This window comes from uncultured Agitococcus sp., assembly GCF_937920075.1.
GTDB lineage: Bacteria > Pseudomonadota > Gammaproteobacteria > Pseudomonadales > Moraxellaceae > Agitococcus.
Genome location: NZ_CALETI010000471.1, coordinates 1 through 20,106, shown reverse-complemented (window position 1 = coordinate 20,106; position 20,106 = coordinate 1). Strand labels below are relative to the sequence as shown.

Annotated in this window: 19 protein-coding genes; 6 read left to right on the top strand and 13 right to left on the bottom strand. The window is 41.1% G+C overall.

The genetic code is table 11. The features are described from left to right. Window positions 1-903 (bottom strand): 2,3-bisphosphoglycerate-independent phosphoglycerate mutase (gpmI, locus tag Q0212_RS16115; protein WP_297927405.1); only part of this gene is annotated, 903 nt, incomplete at its 3' end. 258 nt (window positions 904-1,161) lie between these two features. Between gpmI and Q0212_RS16110 the strand changes: the two genes are divergently transcribed. Continuing rightward, a complete protein-coding gene (locus Q0212_RS16110; protein WP_297927403.1) occupies window positions 1,162-1,668 on the top strand; it encodes a CBS domain-containing protein in 507 nt (168 codons plus the stop codon). An 18-nt stretch (window positions 1,669-1,686) separates the two neighbouring features. Here the strand turns inward: Q0212_RS16110 and Q0212_RS16105 are convergent, their stop codons facing one another. From Q0212_RS16105 to Q0212_RS16065, 9 genes are read right to left on the bottom strand one after another with little or no spacing between them, the layout of a single operon-like run. Next, complete coding sequence (locus tag Q0212_RS16105; RefSeq protein WP_297927401.1) at window positions 1,687-2,247, bottom strand: DapH/DapD/GlmU-related protein; 561 nt, start codon at window positions 2,245-2,247, stop codon at window positions 1,687-1,689. A gap of 1 nt (window position 2,248) precedes the next feature. Beyond that, window positions 2,249-2,917 carry an iron-sulfur cluster repair protein YtfE gene (gene ytfE, locus Q0212_RS16100; RefSeq protein ID WP_297927399.1) on the bottom strand — a complete coding sequence of 223 codons (669 nt, stop codon included), beginning with the start codon at window positions 2,915-2,917 and terminating at the stop codon, window positions 2,249-2,251. Between the two features lie 15 nt (window positions 2,918-2,932). Further along, a complete protein-coding gene (locus Q0212_RS16095) occupies window positions 2,933-3,397 on the bottom strand; it encodes a hypothetical protein (RefSeq protein ID WP_297927397.1) in 465 nt (154 codons plus the stop codon). 12 nt (window positions 3,398-3,409) lie between these two features. After that, entirely contained in the window at window positions 3,410-4,105 is a 696-nt protein-coding gene (gene narI / locus Q0212_RS16090) for a respiratory nitrate reductase subunit gamma (RefSeq protein ID WP_297927395.1), read from the bottom strand. Between the two features lies 1 nt (window position 4,106). Next, entirely contained in the window at window positions 4,107-4,760 is a 654-nt protein-coding gene (gene narJ, locus Q0212_RS16085) for a nitrate reductase molybdenum cofactor assembly chaperone (protein WP_297927393.1), read from the bottom strand. Continuing rightward, a complete protein-coding gene (gene narH, locus Q0212_RS16080; RefSeq protein ID WP_297927391.1) occupies window positions 4,753-6,276 on the bottom strand; it encodes a nitrate reductase subunit beta in 1,524 nt (507 codons plus the stop codon). Before narH ends, narJ begins: the two co-directional genes overlap by 8 nt. Further along, the gene (locus tag Q0212_RS16075) at window positions 6,276-10,025 is read right to left on the bottom strand and encodes a nitrate reductase subunit alpha (RefSeq protein ID WP_297927389.1); all 3,750 of its coding nucleotides are present in this window, start codon (window positions 10,023-10,025) and stop codon (window positions 6,276-6,278) included. The genes narH and Q0212_RS16075 overlap by 1 nt, the downstream gene beginning before the upstream one ends. A gap of 15 nt (window positions 10,026-10,040) precedes the next feature. Continuing rightward, the gene (locus tag Q0212_RS16070; protein ID WP_297927387.1) at window positions 10,041-11,426 is read right to left on the bottom strand and encodes a NarK family nitrate/nitrite MFS transporter; all 1,386 of its coding nucleotides are present in this window, start codon (window positions 11,424-11,426) and stop codon (window positions 10,041-10,043) included. A 12-nt stretch (window positions 11,427-11,438) separates the two neighbouring features. Continuing rightward, window positions 11,439-12,674 (bottom strand): nitrate/nitrite transporter, encoded by a 1,236-nt coding sequence (locus Q0212_RS16065; RefSeq protein ID WP_297927385.1) that lies wholly within the window; start codon window positions 12,672-12,674, stop codon window positions 11,439-11,441. A 183-nt stretch (window positions 12,675-12,857) separates the two neighbouring features. Between Q0212_RS16065 and Q0212_RS16060 the strand changes: the two genes are divergently transcribed. After that, the gene (locus Q0212_RS16060; RefSeq protein ID WP_297927383.1) at window positions 12,858-14,798 is read left to right on the top strand and encodes a type IV pili methyl-accepting chemotaxis transducer N-terminal domain-containing protein; all 1,941 of its coding nucleotides are present in this window, start codon (window positions 12,858-12,860) and stop codon (window positions 14,796-14,798) included. An 8-nt stretch (window positions 14,799-14,806) separates the two neighbouring features. After that, on the top strand, window positions 14,807-15,445 hold the full coding sequence (locus Q0212_RS16055; protein WP_297927381.1) for a response regulator transcription factor: 639 nt from the start codon (window positions 14,807-14,809) through the stop codon (window positions 15,443-15,445). On the opposite strand, the gene Q0212_RS16050 is transcribed toward Q0212_RS16055, so the two are convergent. Both Q0212_RS16050 and Q0212_RS16045 read right to left on the bottom strand, forming a co-directional pair. Then, window positions 15,440-17,047 (bottom strand): NAD(P)/FAD-dependent oxidoreductase, encoded by a 1,608-nt coding sequence (locus tag Q0212_RS16050; RefSeq protein ID WP_297927379.1) that lies wholly within the window; start codon window positions 17,045-17,047, stop codon window positions 15,440-15,442. The two genes, Q0212_RS16055 and Q0212_RS16050, sit on opposite strands and share 6 nt — an antisense overlap. Before the next feature lie 186 nt (window positions 17,048-17,233). Next, the gene (locus Q0212_RS16045) at window positions 17,234-17,923 is read right to left on the bottom strand and encodes an START domain-containing protein (RefSeq protein WP_297927378.1); all 690 of its coding nucleotides are present in this window, start codon (window positions 17,921-17,923) and stop codon (window positions 17,234-17,236) included. A gap of 233 nt (window positions 17,924-18,156) precedes the next feature. On the opposite strand from Q0212_RS16045, the gene Q0212_RS16040 reads away from it, so the two are divergent. Genes Q0212_RS16040 through Q0212_RS16030 form a run of 3 tightly spaced genes read left to right on the top strand, consistent with a single transcriptional unit; the run spans window position 18,157 to window position 19,643 of the window. Continuing rightward, the gene (locus Q0212_RS16040; protein ID WP_297927376.1) at window positions 18,157-18,474 is read left to right on the top strand and encodes a helix-turn-helix transcriptional regulator; all 318 of its coding nucleotides are present in this window, start codon (window positions 18,157-18,159) and stop codon (window positions 18,472-18,474) included. Window positions 18,475-18,483: 9 nt separating this feature from the next. Then, window positions 18,484-18,984 (top strand): arsenate reductase ArsC, encoded by a 501-nt coding sequence (locus tag Q0212_RS16035; RefSeq protein ID WP_297927374.1) that lies wholly within the window; start codon window positions 18,484-18,486, stop codon window positions 18,982-18,984. Next, entirely contained in the window at window positions 18,981-19,643 is a 663-nt protein-coding gene (locus tag Q0212_RS16030; protein WP_297927372.1) for an MIP/aquaporin family protein, read from the top strand. Before Q0212_RS16035 ends, Q0212_RS16030 begins: the two co-directional genes overlap by 4 nt. On the opposite strand, the gene Q0212_RS16025 is transcribed toward Q0212_RS16030, so the two are convergent. Then, window positions 19,627-20,106: DNA-deoxyinosine glycosylase (locus Q0212_RS16025; protein ID WP_297927370.1), on the bottom strand; the 480-nt coding region annotated here is incomplete at its 5' end. The genes Q0212_RS16030 and Q0212_RS16025 overlap by 17 nt on opposite strands.

Below are 20,106 nucleotides of genomic sequence, written 5' to 3'. Positions count from 1 at the left end.
TCCGATCTTGGCTGAATATTGGGTCAACATGACAAATTCGGCTAACTGCGGACGGACACGACGTTCAAAGCCTGTAAACTCTTGGTCAACAAAGGCTTTAGATATTTCACGCGCACGGTCAGCACGGAAGTTCATAAACACAATCGCATCACCATCATTAATTAAGGCGGCTTGCTCACCTTCGCCAATAATCGCGGTGGCTTTAACAAACTCATCACTCTCGCCTGCGGCATAAGCGGCTTCTAAACCTGCCATTGCAGTAGGTGCAGTACGCTCGGCAACACCTTCGGTCATTAATCTATAGGCTTGCTCCACACGCTCCCAACGATTATCACGATCCATTGCATAATAACGACCAATAATCGAGGCAATACGACCTTTGCCTGTAGCACGTAAGGCAGCATCCATTTTTTCTAAGGAAGGCATTGCGCTTTTAGGTGGGGTATCACGACCATCTAAAAAGGCATGAACATAAACTTGTTGTGCACCACGCTCAACCGCCAATTTGACCATGGCGTGTAAATGATCTTCGTGGGAATGCACACCACCTTCGGATAATAAGCCCCAAATATGCACCGCTTTTTGATTGGCAACAGCTTTATCAATGGCAGAGGTAAGCACAGGATTGGTAAAAAAATCACCATCACGAATCGACTTGGTAACACGGGTAAAGTCTTGATAAACAATACGTCCTGCTCCTAAATTCATATGACCGACTTCGGAGTTACCCATTTGACCATCAGGTAAACCGACGTCTTCGCCAGAACCCGAAATTAAACCATGAGCATTTTCTTGTAAAATTTGTTGCCAGTTAGGCGTATGCGCCGCTTTAATTGCATTGGAGTCCGAGGTTTCGCTGTGACCAAAACCATCCAAAATAATTAACACATAAGGCTTACGCATAACACCACTCTCATAACAGCCAAAAATAAGGCGCGTATTTTAGCAGTGTTACGCTATTTTTTAAGCTTTTTACGACAAGTCTTGATAAAAAAAGACAAATTAATCGCTCAGACTATACTTTTGCCTAATGTCTCCTAGCCATCTGACTAATATCACTTATTTAAAAGACTTCTATACTAAAAATTCCCTACTCTTCTCTAGGACTTACACACTAATTTGAGAAAATGGTGTCAGTCCTATTTTAAAAGGACCGTCATCATGAGCAATGCCTCCAAACAATTGTGCCAAATTATCGCAGAAGACATTATGACAACTCCAGTTTTAACAGCTCATGACACTTGGTCGGTAAAAATGCTGTTAGATTTTTTTGCACAACATCATATTACTGGTGTACCAGTCACCAATTATCAAGGGGAACTAAAAGGTGTCGTGACAATGAGTGACATCTTACGCTTTGAAAATTTGCCAGCGATAGAAAAAGAACGTCTGATTGGCGTGTCTTGTTATGGGGAATATTCAAACTATCAACTCAGTCATCACGATTTAGAACAATTAGTCTTACATGCTGATATCAATTGCCCTGTCAGCCAAATTATGACGCCACATATCATTACTGTGGATAAATCCGTTTCTATCTTAGCAATAGCAAAATTGTTTTTAGAGAAAAGTATTCATAGGGTGTTTGTAGAGCAAAATCAGCAACTCGTTGGTGTGATTAGCACAAGCAATCTACTAGCAGCTATGATTCAAAGCTGTGATTGTTAGGGGCTTATCAGCCCCTTTTTAAAACTCATTACGAATCGCTCTATATCCTTGAACAAGACTATGATTGGCTTTGGCGACACTTTCCGAAAAATCATGAGCATATTCCGAAGCTGGCTTTAGCAAACGTGTATCGGTTTCGTGGTTTACCTTTTGGCAGGAAGGCACGTACAATCCTGCTAAAATTTCTCGGCTATCAATCACACAGTTATGGCGTACCACCACTTCATCATGAATAGTTGCGTTATAAACCACCGAATTAAAACCAATAAACACATGACTACCAATAGTGCAAGGGCCATGAATAATTGAACGATGGGCAATTGACGTATATTCACCAATCACCACCAAACCACCCGCTTTAGAGTGAATCACCACGCCATCTTGAATATTAGAATGTGCACCAATGACGATCGGTTCCATTTCACCATCTTCATTCACCTCATCGGCTCTAATCACGGCATAAGGCCCAATAAAGACATTTTCACCAATAATCACTTGACCACACAAAATCGCTGTTGGATCAATAAAGGCACTTTCATGAACTTGCGGCCAATCACCTCGTGGATTTTTGCGTAACATGTTAATCTCCTTGCAAGCAACGAGCAAATAACACATTGTTTTCTAAATGAATATGCTCAATAATATCTTGTGCAAAACTACGTACACCCAAATATAAAGCTTGCCATGTATTACAAGCCCCCTTCGGCGGAATACCTTGATTGGTTAATAACAATAACTTTTCTAAACGCTGGCCATGTTCTAGGTGTTCACTTTCCATAACATGAATCGGCATTTGGGCTTGAGCTAAACGATTATGAACAATCATTGGAAACAACACCTCCTCTTCTTTGAGCATATGTTGTTCTAACTCATCTAATGTCTCACTCAGTAATTGAGCCAAACCATGTGGACAATCTGCTTTTTCACCATGCACTCGCTCAACTTTGGCCGCTAAACGAATTAACTCTGGTAACTGCTGACGATGTTTATCATGATACTGACTACATAGATGGTGAATTAAGTCGGCGTTACTAACTTCTGACCAATTTTTATGCTCTTGATAAGGATTTTTTTCTAGCGCAATTAACTCTCGTAACACAGTTGGTGCATCTAATCGTTTTTTGCTTAACACGTCATTTAGCACTTGTTTACCACCACAACAAAAATCAATGCCATATTTTTGAAATACAGCGGTTGAGCCAGATAATTTAGCGGCAATCTGACCGACGGGTATATGTAAATAATCCATGTTTGTCTCCCCAAATTAGTTCATCATACGCACAGGTAACCAAGTCTGACCAATAACAAGGCCTTGAATTTGGCTTTGCTCAACTAAAGTCTGCAAGTAGTCTTTAACAGCCAAACGGCCAGTTCGGGCAGCTAATTCGGTTTTAATCAGCAGCTCTAACTGCGAATAGGGAATAATTTGCCCTGCACTGTCGAGTAATCTATGTTTTTGGGCTTGATAAAAAGCCAAACACTCCTCTTGACTTGGTTCTTGGATATCTATTTTTTTTGCCAATAAAGCATCAATAATCTCGGCTTCATCGTTATCAACATCGGTTAAATGCTCTTTAAAAGCCTCTTGTAATAACAATTCGCGCAATACCAAGGCTTCAGCGGCTTTTTGCCATGCTTCTTGTTTGCTTTGTGCAGGGTGATACTGCATTTCTTGGCCAATCATATCTTCAGGAATTAATTTATGATTAACATAAACATCTTGCTGCATGTGACACCTCTCTTAACGAGTCCAACGACTTCTCACCACTTGATATGGTCTAAACACATACCAAATTGGCGCACTTAACACATGAACTAAACGACTAAACGGTGCAACAACAAATAACGATAATCCTAACCAAATATGCACCTTAAACAGCCAATGTTCATCTTTGATAAAATCAGCCGCATTGGGTTGAAAAGTGACAATATGCTGCGCCCAATGCGATAAATTAAGCATACTGCCACCATCTAAATGTTGAGCAGAAACAAACAAAGTGCTTAAACCCAAAGACACTTGAATAAACAACATCCACAACACTAGCCAATCTGAAAAACGAGTATGCTCGCGTAAACGAGGATTGTTTAAACGACGAGTAATGAGCAACAATAAACCTGTAAAACACAATGCGCCAAAAATGCCGCCTGCCACCATTGCCAATAGTTGTTTTTGTGGCACGGTAATAAATTGAGTATAAATACTGGTGGGGGTTAACAAGCCTACTAAATGCCCCACAATAATAAACAGCACACCAATATGAAATAAATTACTGCCTAAGCGTAAACTGCTTTTATCTAATAACTGAGATGAGCTGGCTTTCCAAGAATATTGCTCACGATCAAAACGAACCACACAACCCACCGCAAAAACGGCAAAGGCGATATAAGGATAAATGCCAAAAAATAGGGTATTTATCCAATTTGCTAAATGATCCATGTTATTCACCTCGCATTGCTGTTGCGGTTTGTGGACGACAAGAAGGCGTTGCTGCGTCTAAAAAGCGCACTTCGGCGTCTTGCCATGCTTCATCAATGTCTTGTTCTTCATCGTTTTCGGTGGCAATTAAAGAACGCGCACCTGCTAGCTCCTCTAAGGCACTAAATATCAAGCCATACGCCGAATCACGTTGACGTAAACGCGCGCCTATGGCTTGTAAAACATGGAGTGGCTCTTTGAGCAAATCATGAGCAGCATCGGTTTCTAAGGTTGATAAAAACTCTAAAAACAACGGTACATAGTCTGGTAACTCACGGTTTTCGGCCTGTAACACCAAACCATGCTCTTGATAAAGATTGATTAAGTCCACCATCGCTTGACCTCTGTCCCGCGATTCGCCATGAACGTGTTCAAAAATATGCAACGATAATGAGCGTGTTCTATCAAACAAATTGACATACATCTCTTGCACGTCCCAACCATCTCCTTGTTGTAAATCCTCGGCAAAGGCTAATAAAGCACGGCGCGTAGCTTCGGATAAACGTCGTTCTTCACGCAGAATGTCACGCACCTCGCCAAGTTGTTGACGCATCACATCATCTGGATAAAGTAATAAATGGCTTAATGCACTAAAAATTAGACTGGGCTTATTCATGTGTGCCTCCCCACAAATTGGCTTTGCGTTGTTTGCCAAACAAATCGACTTTATTGTCACCATTAGAGCAACCATTGCCAAAGCTAAAACCACAACTTGAACGCACATCAAACGCTCTGCCTGCATATTCACGATGTGAGCTGGGAATCACATAACGGTCTTCGTAATTGGCAATGGCTAAATAACGGTACATTTCCTCAACCATCGCTTCGTTAAGCCCTGTTTGACGCAATACAAGATAGTTTTTTTGTTGATAGACTTGCTGCTCACGTTTATAGACACGCATCGCTAACAATCTTTCTAAAGCCAATTTAACGGGTGCTTCGTTACCTCCTGTTAATAAATTAGCTAAGTAACGCAAGGGAATACGCAATGACGACACATCAGGAATCACACCATTTGTACCCATTTGTCCTTTAGCATGGGCATTTTGAATAGGCGATAATGGTGGAACGTACCAAACCATGGGCAAGGTGCGATATTCTGGATGTAAAGGAAAAGCGATTTTCCAATCAATCGCCATTTTGTAGACAGGTGAGCGACGAGCCGCTTCCATCCAAGAGTCTGGAATGCCCTCTTCTTTCGCTGCGGCAATGACTTTAGGGTCATTGGGGTCTAAAAACATATTTAATTGAGCTTGATATAAATCGCCTTCGTTTTCGGTACTAGCGGCTTGCTCAATTAAATCAGCGTCATACAATAATACGCCTAAATAACGAATACGCCCCACACAAGTCTCAGAGCAAACAGTTGGTTCACCTTGCTCAATGCGTGGATAACAAAACACACATTTTTCGGACTTACCAGACTCCCAATTAAAATAAATCTTTTTGTATGGGCAGGCTGATACACACATCCGCCAACCACGACATTTATCTTGGTCGATTAAGACAATGCCGTCTTCTTCACGTTTATAAATAGCCGCACTTGGACAAGCAGCCACACAAGCAGGATTAAGACAATGCTCGCATAAACGTGGTAAATACATCATAAATGTATTTTCAAATTGACCATAAATCTCTTTTTGAACCTCTTGAAAATTATAGTCAGCCGAGCGTTTGCTAAATTCTCCGCCTAAAATTTCTTCCCAATTTGGCCCTTTTTCGATTTTATCCATGACTTTGCCAGTAATGGTCGAAACAGGACGCGCCGTTGGCGTGACTTTGGATTCGGGTGCTTGCTGCAAATGACTATAATCAAAGGTAAATGGCTCGTAATAATCGTCTATTTGAGGCAAGTCAGGATTGGCAAAAATATTCGCTAATACTCGCCATTTTGCGCCCAATTTAGGCCGAATTTTGCCATTTTTTAAACGCTCCCAGCCGCCATTCCAACGCTCTTGATTTTCCCAATCGTCAGGATAACCAATACCTGGTTTGGTTTCGACGTTGTTAAACCATGCGTATTCCATCCCTTGGCGTGATGTCCACACGTTTTTACAAGTCACCGAGCATGTATGGCAGCCAATACATTTATCGAGGTTTAACACCATGCCGATTTGTGCGCGTATTTTCATTATTTTGACTCCTGCTGACGACTGGCTAAATCACCTTCATTACCCCAAGCGACTTTGTCCATTTTGCGTAAAATGACAAATTCATCGCGATTAGAACCCACGGTGCCGTAATAGTTAAAACCATAAGCTTGTTGGGCATAACCACCAATCATGTGTGTCGGTTTGGTGACTGTTCTGGTCACTGAGTTATGAATACCGCCCCGTTTTTGGGTGATTTCGGAAAGTGGAATGTTGACTAGCTTTTCTTGAGCGTGATACATAAAAATCGCGCCTTCAGGAATGCGTTGCGACACCACCGCACGGGCAGTTAATGCGCCATTGACGTTATAAACTTCAACCCAATCGTTATCGATGATGTTAGCTTTTTTGGCGTCAATTTCACTCACCCAAACAATAGGCCCACCACGCGATAAGGTCAGCATAATCAGGTTATCGGTATAGGTAGAGTGAATACCCCATTTTTGATGGGGGGTAATCCAGTTTAAAACCACTTGTTTGCGATTATCACTGTACTTATCTAAAGCAGGTTTAATGGTTTTTAAATCCACTGGTGGCTTGTAAACACACAGTTCTTCACCAAAAGCACGCATCCAAGGATGATCTTGATACAACTGTTGACGACCACTTAAAGTACGCCAAGGAATCAACTCATGGACATTGGTATAACCTGCGTTATAACTAACATGTTCCGACTCAATGCCCGACCAAGTGGGTGACGAAATAATTTTGCGCGGTTGGGCTTGCACATCACGATAACGAATATGGTCATCTTCACGCGGGACAGCCAAATGGCTATGGTCTCGGCCTGTAAACTCCGACAAGGCTGCCCATGCTTTAACTGCTACATGACCATTAGTTTCTGGGGCTAAAGACAAAATCATTTCGGCAGCATCAATCGCGCTATCTAACAAAGGTTGGCCTTTGGCTACTCCATCTGGCACGGTATGATTTAACTCGCGTAAAAATGCCACTTCCTGTTTGGTATTCCAGCCAATGCCTTTGCCACCATTACCCAATTTTTCTAATAATGGGCCAATTGAGGTAAAACGTGCATAAGTGTTGGGATAATCTCGCTCAACAGTGACAATACTCGGCAAGGTTTTACCTGCAATAGGTTCACATTCCCCTTTTTTCCATTCCTTCACATCAATCGCTTGCGCTAACTCTAAGGGAGTATCATGTTGAATTGGGTTTAGTACCACATCTGTTTCTACGCCCAAATGCCCGACACAGACTTCGGAGAAACGTTTCGCAATGCCTTTATAAATTTCCCAATCAGTACGAGACTCCCAAGCAGGATCAACGGCTGCTGACAAAGGATGAATAAAGGGATGCATATCAGAGGTATTTAAATCGTGTTTTTCGTACCAAGTTGCGGTAGGTAATACGATGTCCGAATATAAGCAAGTAGTGGACATTCTAAAATCTAGTGTCACCAATAAATCCAATTTTCCTTCGGGAGCTTTGTCGTGCCAAGCTACTTGTGACGGTTTACGTCCACCTTCTTCACCTAAATCTTTACCTAAAACGCCATTTTGTGTGCCTAATAAGTGTTTTAAGAAATACTCGTGACCTTTACCCGAAGAACCCAACAAATTTGACCGCCAAATAAACATATTACGTGGCCAATTGACAGGATTATCAGGGTCTTCACAAGACATATTAATTTGGCCTTGTTTTAATGCGCCAGTTAAATAATCGGGAATATTGCGTCCTGCTCTTTCTGCTAAAGCTTTAATGGTTAAAGGATTAACATTAAGTTGTGGTGCAGAAGGCAACCATCCCATACGCTCTGCACGCACGTTACAATCAATTAAACTGGTATTACGCCACTCACTATCATTAGCCAGTGGCGATAGAATTTCTTGCACTTGCAATTTTTCATAACGCCATTGATTGGTATGAGCATAAAAGAAGGAGGTAGAGTTCATTTGACGTGGTGGACGCACCCAATCGGTGGCAAAAGCTAAGGGTACCCAACCTGTTTGTGGCCGTAACTTTTCTTGACCCACATAATGCGACCAACCGCCACCCGACTTACCAACACAACCACACATCACCAATAGATTGATAATGCTGCGATAAATCATATCCATGTGATACCAATGGTTGAGGCCTGCGCCAACAATCACCATCGCACGACCTTCGGTAAGGTGAGCGGTTTCGGAAAATTCTTGTGCTAATTGAATCACTTGTGCACGAGGAATACCTGTAATACGCTCTTGCCATGCAGGCGTATAAGGAATGTCATCATCATAATTTTGTGCAACATTTTCACTGCCTACCCCTTGGTCAACACCATAATTAGCCAAGAATAAATCATGAACTGTTGCCACCAACATTTCTTGGCCGTTATTGTCGATAAGGGTAATGGCAGGCACTTTACGCGGAATAATGTCACCATGCGAAGTATGAACAAAATGCTCATGGGGAATATTGCCAAAATAAGGAAAACCAACGCTCACTACACCACTTTCTGGGTGATTTTTTAAACTAAGCAAGAGTTCAGTCTCTTCACCAGTCAACGTTTTTTCTTCTAAATTCCATTTGCCTTTTTGACCCCAACGCGAACCAATTGAGCCATTAGGTAACACCACTTTTAAACTATGGCTATCAATCGCCACCGTTTTCCATTCTGGATTGTTGCTCTCTCCGCCATGATTAGGTAAATCAGAAGCTCTTAATTGACGTTCTGCCACCCATAAGCCATCTTTTTTTACCAAACGCACCAACATTGGCATATCGGTAAAACGTCGTGCATATTGTTGAAAATACGGTGTTTTGTGTTTAACGTAATGCTCAGTTAATACCACATGCCCTAAGGCCATACCCAAAGCGGCGTCTGTGCCTTGTTTGCCGTGCACCCACATATCTGCTAGTTTAGCGACTTCAGAATAGTCAGGCGTTACGGCAACGGTTTTAGTACCTTTGTAACGAACTTCGGTAAAAAAATGTGCGTCTGGTGTGCGTGTTTGTGGAACGTTTGAACCCCAAGCAATAATATAAGCCGAGTTATACCAATCGGCTGATTCTGGAACATCGGTTTGCTCCCCCCAAGTTTGTGGACTTGATGGTGGTAAATCGCAATACCAATCATAAAAACTCATGCAAGTGCCGCCAATGAGTGACAAATAACGCGCCCCTGCGGCATAAGACACCATAGACATGGCTGGAATCGGCGAAAAACCAATGATTCGATCAGGCCCATAGGTTTTAGCGGTATAAACATTGGCAGCAGCAATAATTTCGTTAACCTCATCCCATGAAGTACGAACAAAACCACCCAAACCACGATGTGATTGATAATCTTTAACCACTGCCGTATCTCGTTGCAAGGAAGTCCATGCTTTCACAGGGTCTTTTTCACGCTGCCGCACTTCGCGCCATGCTTTCACTAAACGACCACGAATCATCGGATACTTTAAACGATTAGCACTATATAAATACCAACTATAGGATGCACCACGTGCACAACCACGCGGCTCATGATTGGGTAAATCTGGACGAGTACGCGGATAATCGGTTTGCTGTGTTTCCCAAGTCACCAAGCCATTTTTGACATAAATCTTCCAACTACACGAGCCAGTACAATTTACGCCATGTGTAGAGCGCACCACTTTGTCATGTGACCAACGATTACGGTAGGCATTTTCCCATTGACGGTTTTCTTCAGTCTTAACGCCATGCCCATTGCTAAAAGACTCTTTTTGTTGTTTAAAAAACAACAATCTATCTAAAAAGTGACTCATTATTTTTCTCCAAAATTAGCAAGGCATTTCGGCATCTTTGCGGCTATAAAACCACCAAGTAACCACTAAACACACCGCATAAAACACAATAAAGGTATAAAGTGCGGCTAATGGTGATCCTGTTAAAGCGATAGCAGTACCATAACTTTTTGGCACAAAAAATCCGCCATAAGCACCAATAGCACCAGAAAAGCCCAATACGGCTGCGGCTTCTTTATTGGCTTGTTGCAAGACCTGCTCACGACTAATTTGTTTGTTGCCCTGAGCCATGCGCTCATGTTGAGTTAAAAAAATCACAGGAATCATGCGGAATGTTGAGGCATTGCCTACGCCAGTCAGCGCAAACAAACATAAAAATGCAATAAAAAAGCCTGTAAAATTACCAGCCGAGCCATCTTGTGGCATAAAATTAATCACCGCTCCTACCGCAACCATCATTAAGGCAAATACCCAAAAAGTAACACGAGCACCACCTAATTTATCAGCGACCCAACCGCCAATTGGTCGTGCAATTGCACCAACTAAAGGGCCTAAGAAAGCTAATTTTGTTGGGTCAACATCAGGAAATTGACCTTTAATTAACAAGGGAAAGCCAGCAGAAAAACCAATAAACGAGCCAAAAGTCCCCAAATACAACCAACACATTAACCAGTTATGTTTACGTTTAAAAATGACTGATTGCTCAGAAAAAGAAGCTTTGGCTGAAGCAATATCATTCATGCCAAACCAAGCAGCAATGGCAGATAAAGTAATAAAAGGCACCCAAACAAATCCTGCGTTTTGCAACCAAATATCTTTAGTCACTCCCTCTTTGACAAAAGACTGCGGATCACCACCTAATGCACCAAAAATTCCCATTGTCATCACAATTGGGACAATAAACTGCATCGCTGACACACCTAAATTGCCTAAACCTGCATTCATACCAAGGGCATATCCCTTCTCTGCTTTAGGAAAAAAGAAGTTGATATTAGACATTGAAGAAGAAAAATTACCGCCACCTAAACCACATAATAAAGCTAATAACATCATGGTTGGATAAGGGGTATTTGGGTCTTGAACAGCATAACCAATCCCGACTGCTGGAAATAATAACGACGCAGTCGAAAGAGCTGTCCAACGACGACCACCAAACACAGGCACTAAAAAGGAATAAAAAATCCTTAATGTTGCACCTGACAATGCTGGCAAGGCGGTTAACCAAAACAATTGGTTTTTAGTGTAGTTAAAGCCAACATCTGGTAATTTAACTACGACCATACTCCACACCATCCACACAGCAAACGCTAAAAATAAGCAAGGAATAGAAATCCACAAATTTCGATTTGCAATGGCATGACCCGATTTTTGCCAAAATTGTGGATTTTCAGGTTCCCATTGTTGTAATACTTTAGAAGACATAAAAATTGCTCCTTAATGGACTTTCATTAAATCCATACGACGAACTTCGGTGAGATACATCCAAATTAAGGACACCCAAACCACGCCATACAGCAACATAAAACAAGTAGAACGAATACCAGTGATGTCTTGTAATGCACCAAACATAATTGGCAACACAAAACCGCCCAAGCCACCTGCTAAACCAACCACGCCAGAAACCGCACCGATATTGCTAGGAAATTCATCACTGATATATTTAAAGACGGAGGCCTTACCAAACGCCCATGCCACACCCACGACACCCATGAGCGCGGTAAAGACCCAAACATTTAAACCAATATGAAAAGTTGTTGTGCCATCAACCGTTTTGATGGTGAAATCGGTTTGTGGATAAGACAATAAAAACAAACAAACCCAAGATACCCACAACACCCACCAAGTTACTTGATGTGCGCCGTATTTGTCAGATAGCCAGCCGCCTACAGCACGCAATACACCACCTGGTAAGGAAAAACAGGCCGCTAACAATGCTGCATGTTTCATATCAAAACCATATTCACCCACGTAGTACTGCACCATCCATAATGCCAAAGCAACATAACCGCCAAAAACAATGGAATAAAATTGGCAATACTTCCAAACACGTGGGTCTTTAAGAACGACTAATTGCTCACGCAATGTCACCGACTTACCCACTAAATGATTAGGGTTGCTATAGCTAAAAAACCAAAACAAAATGGCAGTAACTAATAAAATGGCGGCATAAACCTGTGGCACAAAAGCCCAACCAAAAGAAACCACCAACACAGGGGCAATAAATTTGTTAACCGCAGCTCCTGAGTTACCTGCACCAAAAACCCCCATCGCAAAACCTTGTTGACTTTTTTCAAACCAACGAGCCACATAGGGAGTTCCCACCGAAAAACTGCCACCTGCTAAACCAACAAACAGCCCCAATACCAAGAATTGCCAATACTCAGTGGCATAACTAATTAAATAAATAGGAATGACACAGCTCAGCATCAAAATAAATAAAACGATACGACCACCATATTTATCCGTCCATGCCCCCAAAAAAATCCTTGATAATGAGCCAGTTAATACAGGTGTCGCTGTTAACAAACCAAACTCAGTGGCATTTAACGACAACATTTTTTTGATAGGTATTCCAATTACCCCAAACATCATCCATGTCATAAAACACACCGTAAAAGCCAATGTGCTAACTATTAATACCGAATATTTTTGTTTGTTTTCTGAGACCATTTTTAGCAATCCGCCTTTTTAGGAGCTATACCAAGAGTAAACCCATTACATTTGTAAGGTTATCGGTCAAACGCATAGCGAGGTGTATCTAAAAGAAGAGGCAAGACCTAGCCTTTAGACTAGGTTTAGTGCAAGCTAAACTGTGCTGGAATAAACAATAAACTGCCTACAATATTTCTTTTTATGCCAACAATTATTAACAATCTTAAAACACGATTAACCACCAAAGTCACAGCCATGTTATTGGCTGCATTATGTGTTGCTTTATTAGCAATTGGTTATACCTTATGGTTATCATGGCAATTAGAGGGTGCGGCGGCAGCCATTAATGACAGTGGCAGTTTAAGAATGAGAGCATGGAAAATAGCCGCCTTACTTAATCAAACAAATCAGGACCGATCTTTTACGCCACAACAATTAGCTGAAGTCAAAACTATTCAACAACAATTTGAAATTACACTGGCGGAATTACGCAAAGGCGACCCCCAACGACCTTTATTTTTACCAAGGCAACGGCAAATTCAACAACAACTCACGATATTAGAACGAACATGGCAACAGCAATTTGTTCCCTTTTTAAGTAATGTACAACAATACAAACATTTAAACCCACAACAAGCCCAAATTTGGTTAACACAAACAAATCTGTTTGTAGAACAAATTTATCAAACGGTTAACCTTATCGAAGAAGAATATGCTCGCCAAACTTTTTGGTTACGTTCATCACAGATGATGTTGATTTTTATGGCTTTTATTGGCACATTAGTCATGATTATTTTATTAAATTTAATGATTATTAGACCCGTCAATAGCCTACATCAAGGCATACAACAAATGTATAACGGAGATTTTTCGGTACGTTTAACCATCGAAGGAGAAGATGAATTTGCCCAATTAAGTGCTGGTTTTAATGCAATGGCTAATCAATTACAGCAACTTTACAACAATCTAGAACAGCGTGTTAATGAAAAAACCGAAAGTATAGCCAAAAAAAATCGTTATTTATCTGTACTTTATGACTTTAGCCAAAAACTCAACCAACACCATTCTTTAGAAGAATTATCTCGACATTTTTTGCAACGTTTAATGCTTGAGTTTAATGCCACAGGGGGTAGCGTACGTTTAATTGATAAAACGGCCAATAAAATTTACAGCGTTGTTGATGAAGGCATTCCGCCCTCTTTATCACAACAAATGCAATGCCAACAATTAGGTAGCTGTTTTTGTACTAAAGCGGCCGAACAAGCCAAAACTGCGATTAACAATCTGAATCAACACTTTTCTCCACATTTCTCCCATTGTTTAGCCGCAGGCTTCAAAATGGTTTTAGCAATTCCAATTCAAACGGCAGATAAAAATCAAGGTATTTTCAATTTGCATTTTAGTGAAGAGCGCGAAATTAGTGCAGAAGAAATTTTGTTATTAGAAACCCTAGGACAACAATTAGGAATAGCGATTGATAATCAAAGATTAACAGGCAAAGAAAAAGAACTTGCCGTTTTTGAAGAGCGTAATTTGGTTGCTCAAGGCTTACACGATAGTATTGTACAAAGTTTAAGTTTCCTGAACATACAACTTCAGTTATTACAAACAGCAGTTAAACAGCAAAACAATCAACAAATTAATACTATCATCCCTCTACTGCAAACAGGTGTACAACAAGGTTATGAAGACTTACGCGAGCTAATGAGCAACTTTCGTAGTCGTTATGATGATAGTCAACTTGAAGTGGCTATTAATGCCATTATTCGACGCTTTAGTGAACAAACCAATATTCCCGTAACACTTAAATTAGATAACTTAGGTAAACCCTTGGCTAACAACGAACGGCTACAAATTCTGTTTATTATTCAAGAAGCCTTATCAAATATTCGCAAACATGCACAAGCTAAACACATCAATATCAACATTATCAATCATGCCGATGTTGATATTTTAATCAATGATGATGGTATTGGCTTTAACCCAGAAGAAGTACAATCTAGCCATCATCAACACATAGGATTAAAAATTATGGCTGAGCGAGCAAAACGCATTAATGCTCAATTAGACATTGAATCTACTCCCATGATTGGCACAACAATTAAACTTCATCTAAGCCAAAATCAACGACAAAATGCTTAGGAGTTCTTATGACACGTATTTTATTAGTCGATGACCATACTTTATTTAGAAGTGGCATTCGAGCATTGTTAGCAAGCCAAGAGGATATTGATGTCGTTGGTGAAGCTGGCGAAGGTTCTGAAGCACTTAAACTTTGTCAAATACTGAAACCCGATATTGTTTTATTAGACTTAAATATGCCAGGTTTATCAGGTTTAGAAGTGCTAAAACTCATGTTAGAAGATAGCCATCAACAACTGGTAATTATGCTTACTCTCTCTGAAGAAGCCGAAGACTTATTAAAAGCATTGCAATTAGGTGCAAAAGGCTATTTACTCAAAAATAGCAATGTTGACTATCTTGTCAATGCTATTCGGCTTGTTGCACAAGGAGGCACGGCCATTCAGCCCGAAATGACCTCTACATTAGTTGCTGGTTTACGACAAAACAAAAAAGAAGAGACTGAAGAAAAAGAGCAACTCTCTCTGCGCGAAAAAGAAGTTTTAAAACTTGTTTCGTCAGGACAAAGTAATAAGGAAATTGCTCGTAAACTTGATATTGGTGAAAGTACAGTTAAGTTTCATATACAAAGTATTTTACGCAAACTTAACTTAAGCAGTCGTGTGCAAGCCGCTGTTTATGCGAGTCAACATCCGCATATATCATAAATTTTGAGTTATACTCAAAGCAACAGCTTCAGCCACTTTAATGCCATCAACACCAGCAGACAAAATACCGCCTGCATAGCCTGCTCCTTCACCAGCAGGGAATAAGCCTTTGACATTCAAGCTTTGGTAATGCTCGTTACGGGTGATGCGTAATGGCGATGAGGTACGGGTTTCAACCCCTGTTAATACCGCATCATGCATGGCATAACCTTTGATTTTTTTGTCAAATTCTGGCAAAGCCTCACGCATAGCGGTAATCACATACTCAGGTAAGGCTGAGCTTAAATCACACCAATTCACTGCTGGCTTATAAGAAGGTTCAACTGTTCCAACCTTGGTTGATGGACGCCCTGCCAAAAAATCTCCCACTAATTGTGCGGGTGCAGCATAAGTACCACCGCCCAATTCAAAGGCTTTGGACTCCCAAATGCGTTGAAAGGCAATACCTGCAAGTGGTGAGCTATCGCCAAAATCGCTAGGCTGAATGTCAACTACAAGGCCAGAATTGGCATTACGTTCATTACGCGAATATTGGCTCATGCCATTGGTAACCACTCGATTAGGCTCAGAGGTTGCCGCCACCACTGTGCCACCAGGACACATACAAAAGCTATAAACGGCACGACCATTTTTGGCGTGATGTACAATTTTATAATCGGCTGCCCCCAATAAAGGATGTCCTGCAAATTTGCCAAAACGACAACGGTCAATCATGCCTTGTGGATGTTCGATGCGAAAACCAATAGAAAACGGTTTGGCTTCCATATACACACCACGTTCATGCAACATGGTAAAAGTATCACGCGCACTATGTCCTAGCGCCATCACCACATGACGGCTATGTAACTCTTCACCATTTTCTAAACGCACGCCACGTATTTGGCCATTATCAATCAACACATCAACCACTTTTTGCTGAAAACGAATTTCTCCACCTAAAGACTCAATGGTTTGGCGTATGGTTTCGACCATCGTTACCAATTTAAATGTGCCAATATGTGGTTTGCTGATATACAAAATTTCTTCAGGTGCACCTGCTTTGACAAACTCATCCAAGACTTTACGACCTAAATGACGGGGGTCTTTGATTTGGCTATATAACTTACCATCAGAAAACGTGCCTGCCCCACCTTCACCAAACTGAACATTCGATTCGGGATTGAGGATATTTTTACGCCATAAACCCCATGTGTCTTTGGTGCGTTGGCGCACTTCTTTGCCACGTTCTAACACAATCGGTTTAAAACCCATTTGTGCCAAGACTAAAGCCGCCAAAATACCACACGGGCCAAAACCGACAATAATCGGTCGCTCTGTTAACATGGTTGGTGCTTGAGCAACAAACTTATAGGCCATATCAGGTGATGCTTGTACATGAGGATCATTTTTAAACTTAGCCAATAGTTTGGCTTCATTGTTAACCTCAAGATCAACAATATAAATCAAGACGATTTGACTGACTTTACGCGCATCATAACTACGTTTATGAATATGAATGTGTTGAATATCGGCCTCAGAAATAGCAAGCTTTTTAGCAATCGCCGTTTTAATGGCTTCGGGTTGATGATCAATAGGTAAACGTAATTCGGTGAGGCGTAACATGGGGTGTCCAGTCTAAAAAATACCCACAAATCAGTGGTACAAGCTAAAATTTCAAGAAAGTAATTTTAGCTTAGCCAGTCAAATAACACCTAGATTTTTTTATTTTTTAAATAGGGGCTATTGACGTTTTGATTGTGGGTGCAAAAAAGCTCCCTAAATTTAGAGAGCTTGCACCAGAAAAAACCATCAACGCATATAAGTAAACGCTAAAGGTATTTTATTATGTGTATATTCTGGCTTTTGAATCATTCTATATAAGCCAAGCATCGTCGAATAAGGTGCTTGACGCTGAAATAAATTGACTGTCCATGCAGGCAACTCACCCGAAGGATCAATATAGCCTTGTACTTCCATTTTAGTTTTTCCATCAACTAATGGCGTAAATTTTATATCCATATCAAATGCACTCACACGGGTAAAGTTTTTGGGGACAGGCAATGCTGATGGGGCAGCACGTAATTGCAACAACAAATAAGGGTGAATAACATCTTGAAAAGGTTGAACTTTAGCATGAATCACCACATCCCTATCTGGTGCCAAAGGGGTGTTAAATTGCATATAATATAAATATTCGGTATCTGAGATTTTGTTAATTAATTTGGACTCCAGGGTTTCCCAATACCATTTTTTAATATTCGCAATATCAAAATGAATACTTGCCAGAGTTGCTAATGATGCATCAACCGTTGCTTCTATTTTAAAGGAACGCAGTTTTTTGCCATCCTCAAATTTGGCATAAGTCGTTATATGACGAGTGTTATCCTGTTTTACCACATACCAATCGTTTTGTTGTTTTTGTAGGCTTTGTAGGTCTTCTTTATCTGCATAAACAGCTATACTAAACATAGCTAATAGTACAAAAAACAAATGTCTCATGACCATGCCCTCCAAACCAGTTATCGGCAAAGATCAATCTACAAGTAATTAATGACACTTTTATAAAAACAGCCTAACAACCCTACTTTTAACCAATACACACGATAAACGACGCTTAAAGAGCGACAAATGGTTAAAAAACAGCATATTTTGTTAAACAACTAGCTTGAGTTTTATTTCTATATTTCTAGAAATATAGTAAAATTTACTAAAATTTTGGTTTGGCAAATACCATGGAAAACAAATCAGCCGTTCAACTGCTTGCGGCACTCGCTCAAGACTCTCGATTAACTATTTTTCGCTTATTAGTACAGCAAGGCGAAACAGGTTTACCTGTCAGTAAAATCAGCGAGGCATTAGGCGGCATGGCGGGTGCAACCTTATCTTTTCATCTTAAAGAACTCAGTCATGCAGGCCTTATCGAAGCACAACAACAAGGCCGTTTTATTTTTTATAAAGCCAATCTGTCGCAAATGAAAAACTTAATGGATTTTTTAACCGATAACTGCTGCCAAGGTCAGCCTTGTGCATTAAGCAATTGTAATAAATGAGATTATTTTATGAATCATCCTAGTTATCAAGTTTTAGTGTTATGTACAGGCAATTCGGCACGCAGTGTCATGACTGAAGTTGCTTTACGCGAATTAAGCAATGGTCAATTTCAAACCTTTAGCGCAGGCAGCAAACCCACAGGCCGCGTTAATCCGTTTGCCATTCAACAATTAGCCAATCAAGGCTTTAATACTAAAGGTTTACGCAGTAAAAGTTGGGACGAATTTGCTGTACCTGATGCGCCTGTCATGGATTTTATTTTGACGGTTTGTGATAACGCTGCTGGAGAGGTTTGTCCCTTATGGTTGGGTCATCCTTATACCATTCATTGGGGCTTTAGCGACCCTGCGGCGGTTGAAGGTTCAGATGACGACAAACAACGTGCTTTTGATGAAATTTATCAGCAAATTTATCGCCGTATTCAACGCTTAATAGCCTTGCCACTGGCGACACTCACTAAGTCAGAACTCGCGCAAGCCATGCGTGACATTGGTGAGCAAGCACCATGACTCAGGCTCGGATATTAGTGGCGGAAGGCTTGGGAACGGCACTGTTATTGGCGATTGTGGTTGGCTCTGGCATCATGGCCGAACAATTAGCCCAAGGCAATATTGCCGTTGCGTTGTTGGCTAATGCGTTGGCAACAGGCGCAGGTTTAGTGGTGTTAATTTGGTGCTTTGGCGGCATTTCAGGCGCGCATTTTAATCCTGCGGTGACGTGGGTTTGTTATTGGCAACAACAACTGAATGCAAAACAAGCGCTATCTTACAGCATAGTACAATTGATTGGCGCGGTGTTGGGCGTATGGTTAGCGCACGCCATGTTTAATCAGCCGATACTGATGCTGTCAAACCATGAGCGTACAGGATTTGGCCAGTATGTCAGTGAGTTTGTCGCTACTTTTGGCCTGATTATGGTGATTATTGCCACCAGCCGACAACAACCTAAAATCACGCCTATGGCAGTGGCGTTATACATTGTCAGTGCCTATTGGTTTACTGCTTCTACCTCGTTTGCCAATCCTGCGGTCACCGTTGCGCGCACCTTAACTGATACTTTTGCAGGCATTCGCCCTGTAGATGCCCCTTTATTTATCTGTTCACAACTCATCGCGGCTAAAAGTAGTCAGGTGTTTAGTGATTGGTTATGGCCTAAACATAATGCTTAATCTGTTGCCATTTAGCCAGTTTTTGCTCAAACGACAAACTCGCATGAGCAGGACTGGTTGATGGCAAACGCTGAAAAACCAATGATGGCTTAAGCAACACATATTTTTTAAAATAATTTTCGGCGGTTGCGCCATTAAAAAATATCGCTTTTATCTGCTGATATTCAGCAAAAAAGCCTTCAAAATCATTAACTATCACCGAATCACCTTCAATCGCACTATCCAAACTGCCTTTACGTTTACAAGAGGCCAGCACATCCCACACCGCCACGCCTTTTGCTTGCAAAATTTGCACACGTTCCGCATAAGACGCTTGTGCGCTTATACCCCATAATGCTTGCTGAATTGGCCAAAAGGCATTACGTGGATGGGCATAATACTGTTGTGCTTGTAAGGAAGCGAGGCTGGGCATACTGCCCAAAATCAACACGTGACTATGGACACTCGCAATTGGTGGAAAGCC

Coding starts and splice junctions, on each gene's coding strand:
- Q0212_RS16110 (WP_297927403.1), top strand. CDS start 1,162: ATGAGCAATGCCTCCAAACAATTGTGCCAAATTATCGCAGAAGACATT.
- Q0212_RS16105 (WP_297927401.1), bottom strand. CDS start 2,247: ATGTTACGCAAAAATCCACGAGGTGATTGGCCGCAAGTTCATGAAAGT.
- ytfE (WP_297927399.1), bottom strand. CDS start 2,917: ATGGATTATTTACATATACCCGTCGGTCAGATTGCCGCTAAATTATCT.
- Q0212_RS16095 (WP_297927397.1), bottom strand. CDS start 3,397: ATGCAGCAAGATGTTTATGTTAATCATAAATTAATTCCTGAAGATATG.
- narI (WP_297927395.1), bottom strand. CDS start 4,105: ATGGATCATTTAGCAAATTGGATAAATACCCTATTTTTTGGCATTTAT.
- narJ (WP_297927393.1), bottom strand. CDS start 4,760: ATGAATAAGCCCAGTCTAATTTTTAGTGCATTAAGCCATTTATTACTT.
- narH (WP_297927391.1), bottom strand. CDS start 6,276: ATGAAAATACGCGCACAAATCGGCATGGTGTTAAACCTCGATAAATGT.
- Q0212_RS16075 (WP_297927389.1), bottom strand. CDS start 10,025: ATGAGTCACTTTTTAGATAGATTGTTGTTTTTTAAACAACAAAAAGAG.
- Q0212_RS16070 (WP_297927387.1), bottom strand. CDS start 11,426: ATGTCTTCTAAAGTATTACAACAATGGGAACCTGAAAATCCACAATTT.
- Q0212_RS16065 (WP_297927385.1), bottom strand. CDS start 12,674: ATGGTCTCAGAAAACAAACAAAAATATTCGGTATTAATAGTTAGCACA.
- Q0212_RS16060 (WP_297927383.1), top strand. CDS start 12,858: ATGCCAACAATTATTAACAATCTTAAAACACGATTAACCACCAAAGTC.
- Q0212_RS16055 (WP_297927381.1), top strand. CDS start 14,807: ATGACACGTATTTTATTAGTCGATGACCATACTTTATTTAGAAGTGGC.
- Q0212_RS16050 (WP_297927379.1), bottom strand. CDS start 17,047: ATGTTACGCCTCACCGAATTACGTTTACCTATTGATCATCAACCCGAA.
- Q0212_RS16045 (WP_297927378.1), bottom strand. CDS start 17,923: ATGAGACATTTGTTTTTTGTACTATTAGCTATGTTTAGTATAGCTGTT.
- Q0212_RS16040 (WP_297927376.1), top strand. CDS start 18,157: ATGGAAAACAAATCAGCCGTTCAACTGCTTGCGGCACTCGCTCAAGAC.
- Q0212_RS16035 (WP_297927374.1), top strand. CDS start 18,484: ATGAATCATCCTAGTTATCAAGTTTTAGTGTTATGTACAGGCAATTCG.
- Q0212_RS16030 (WP_297927372.1), top strand. CDS start 18,981: ATGACTCAGGCTCGGATATTAGTGGCGGAAGGCTTGGGAACGGCACTG.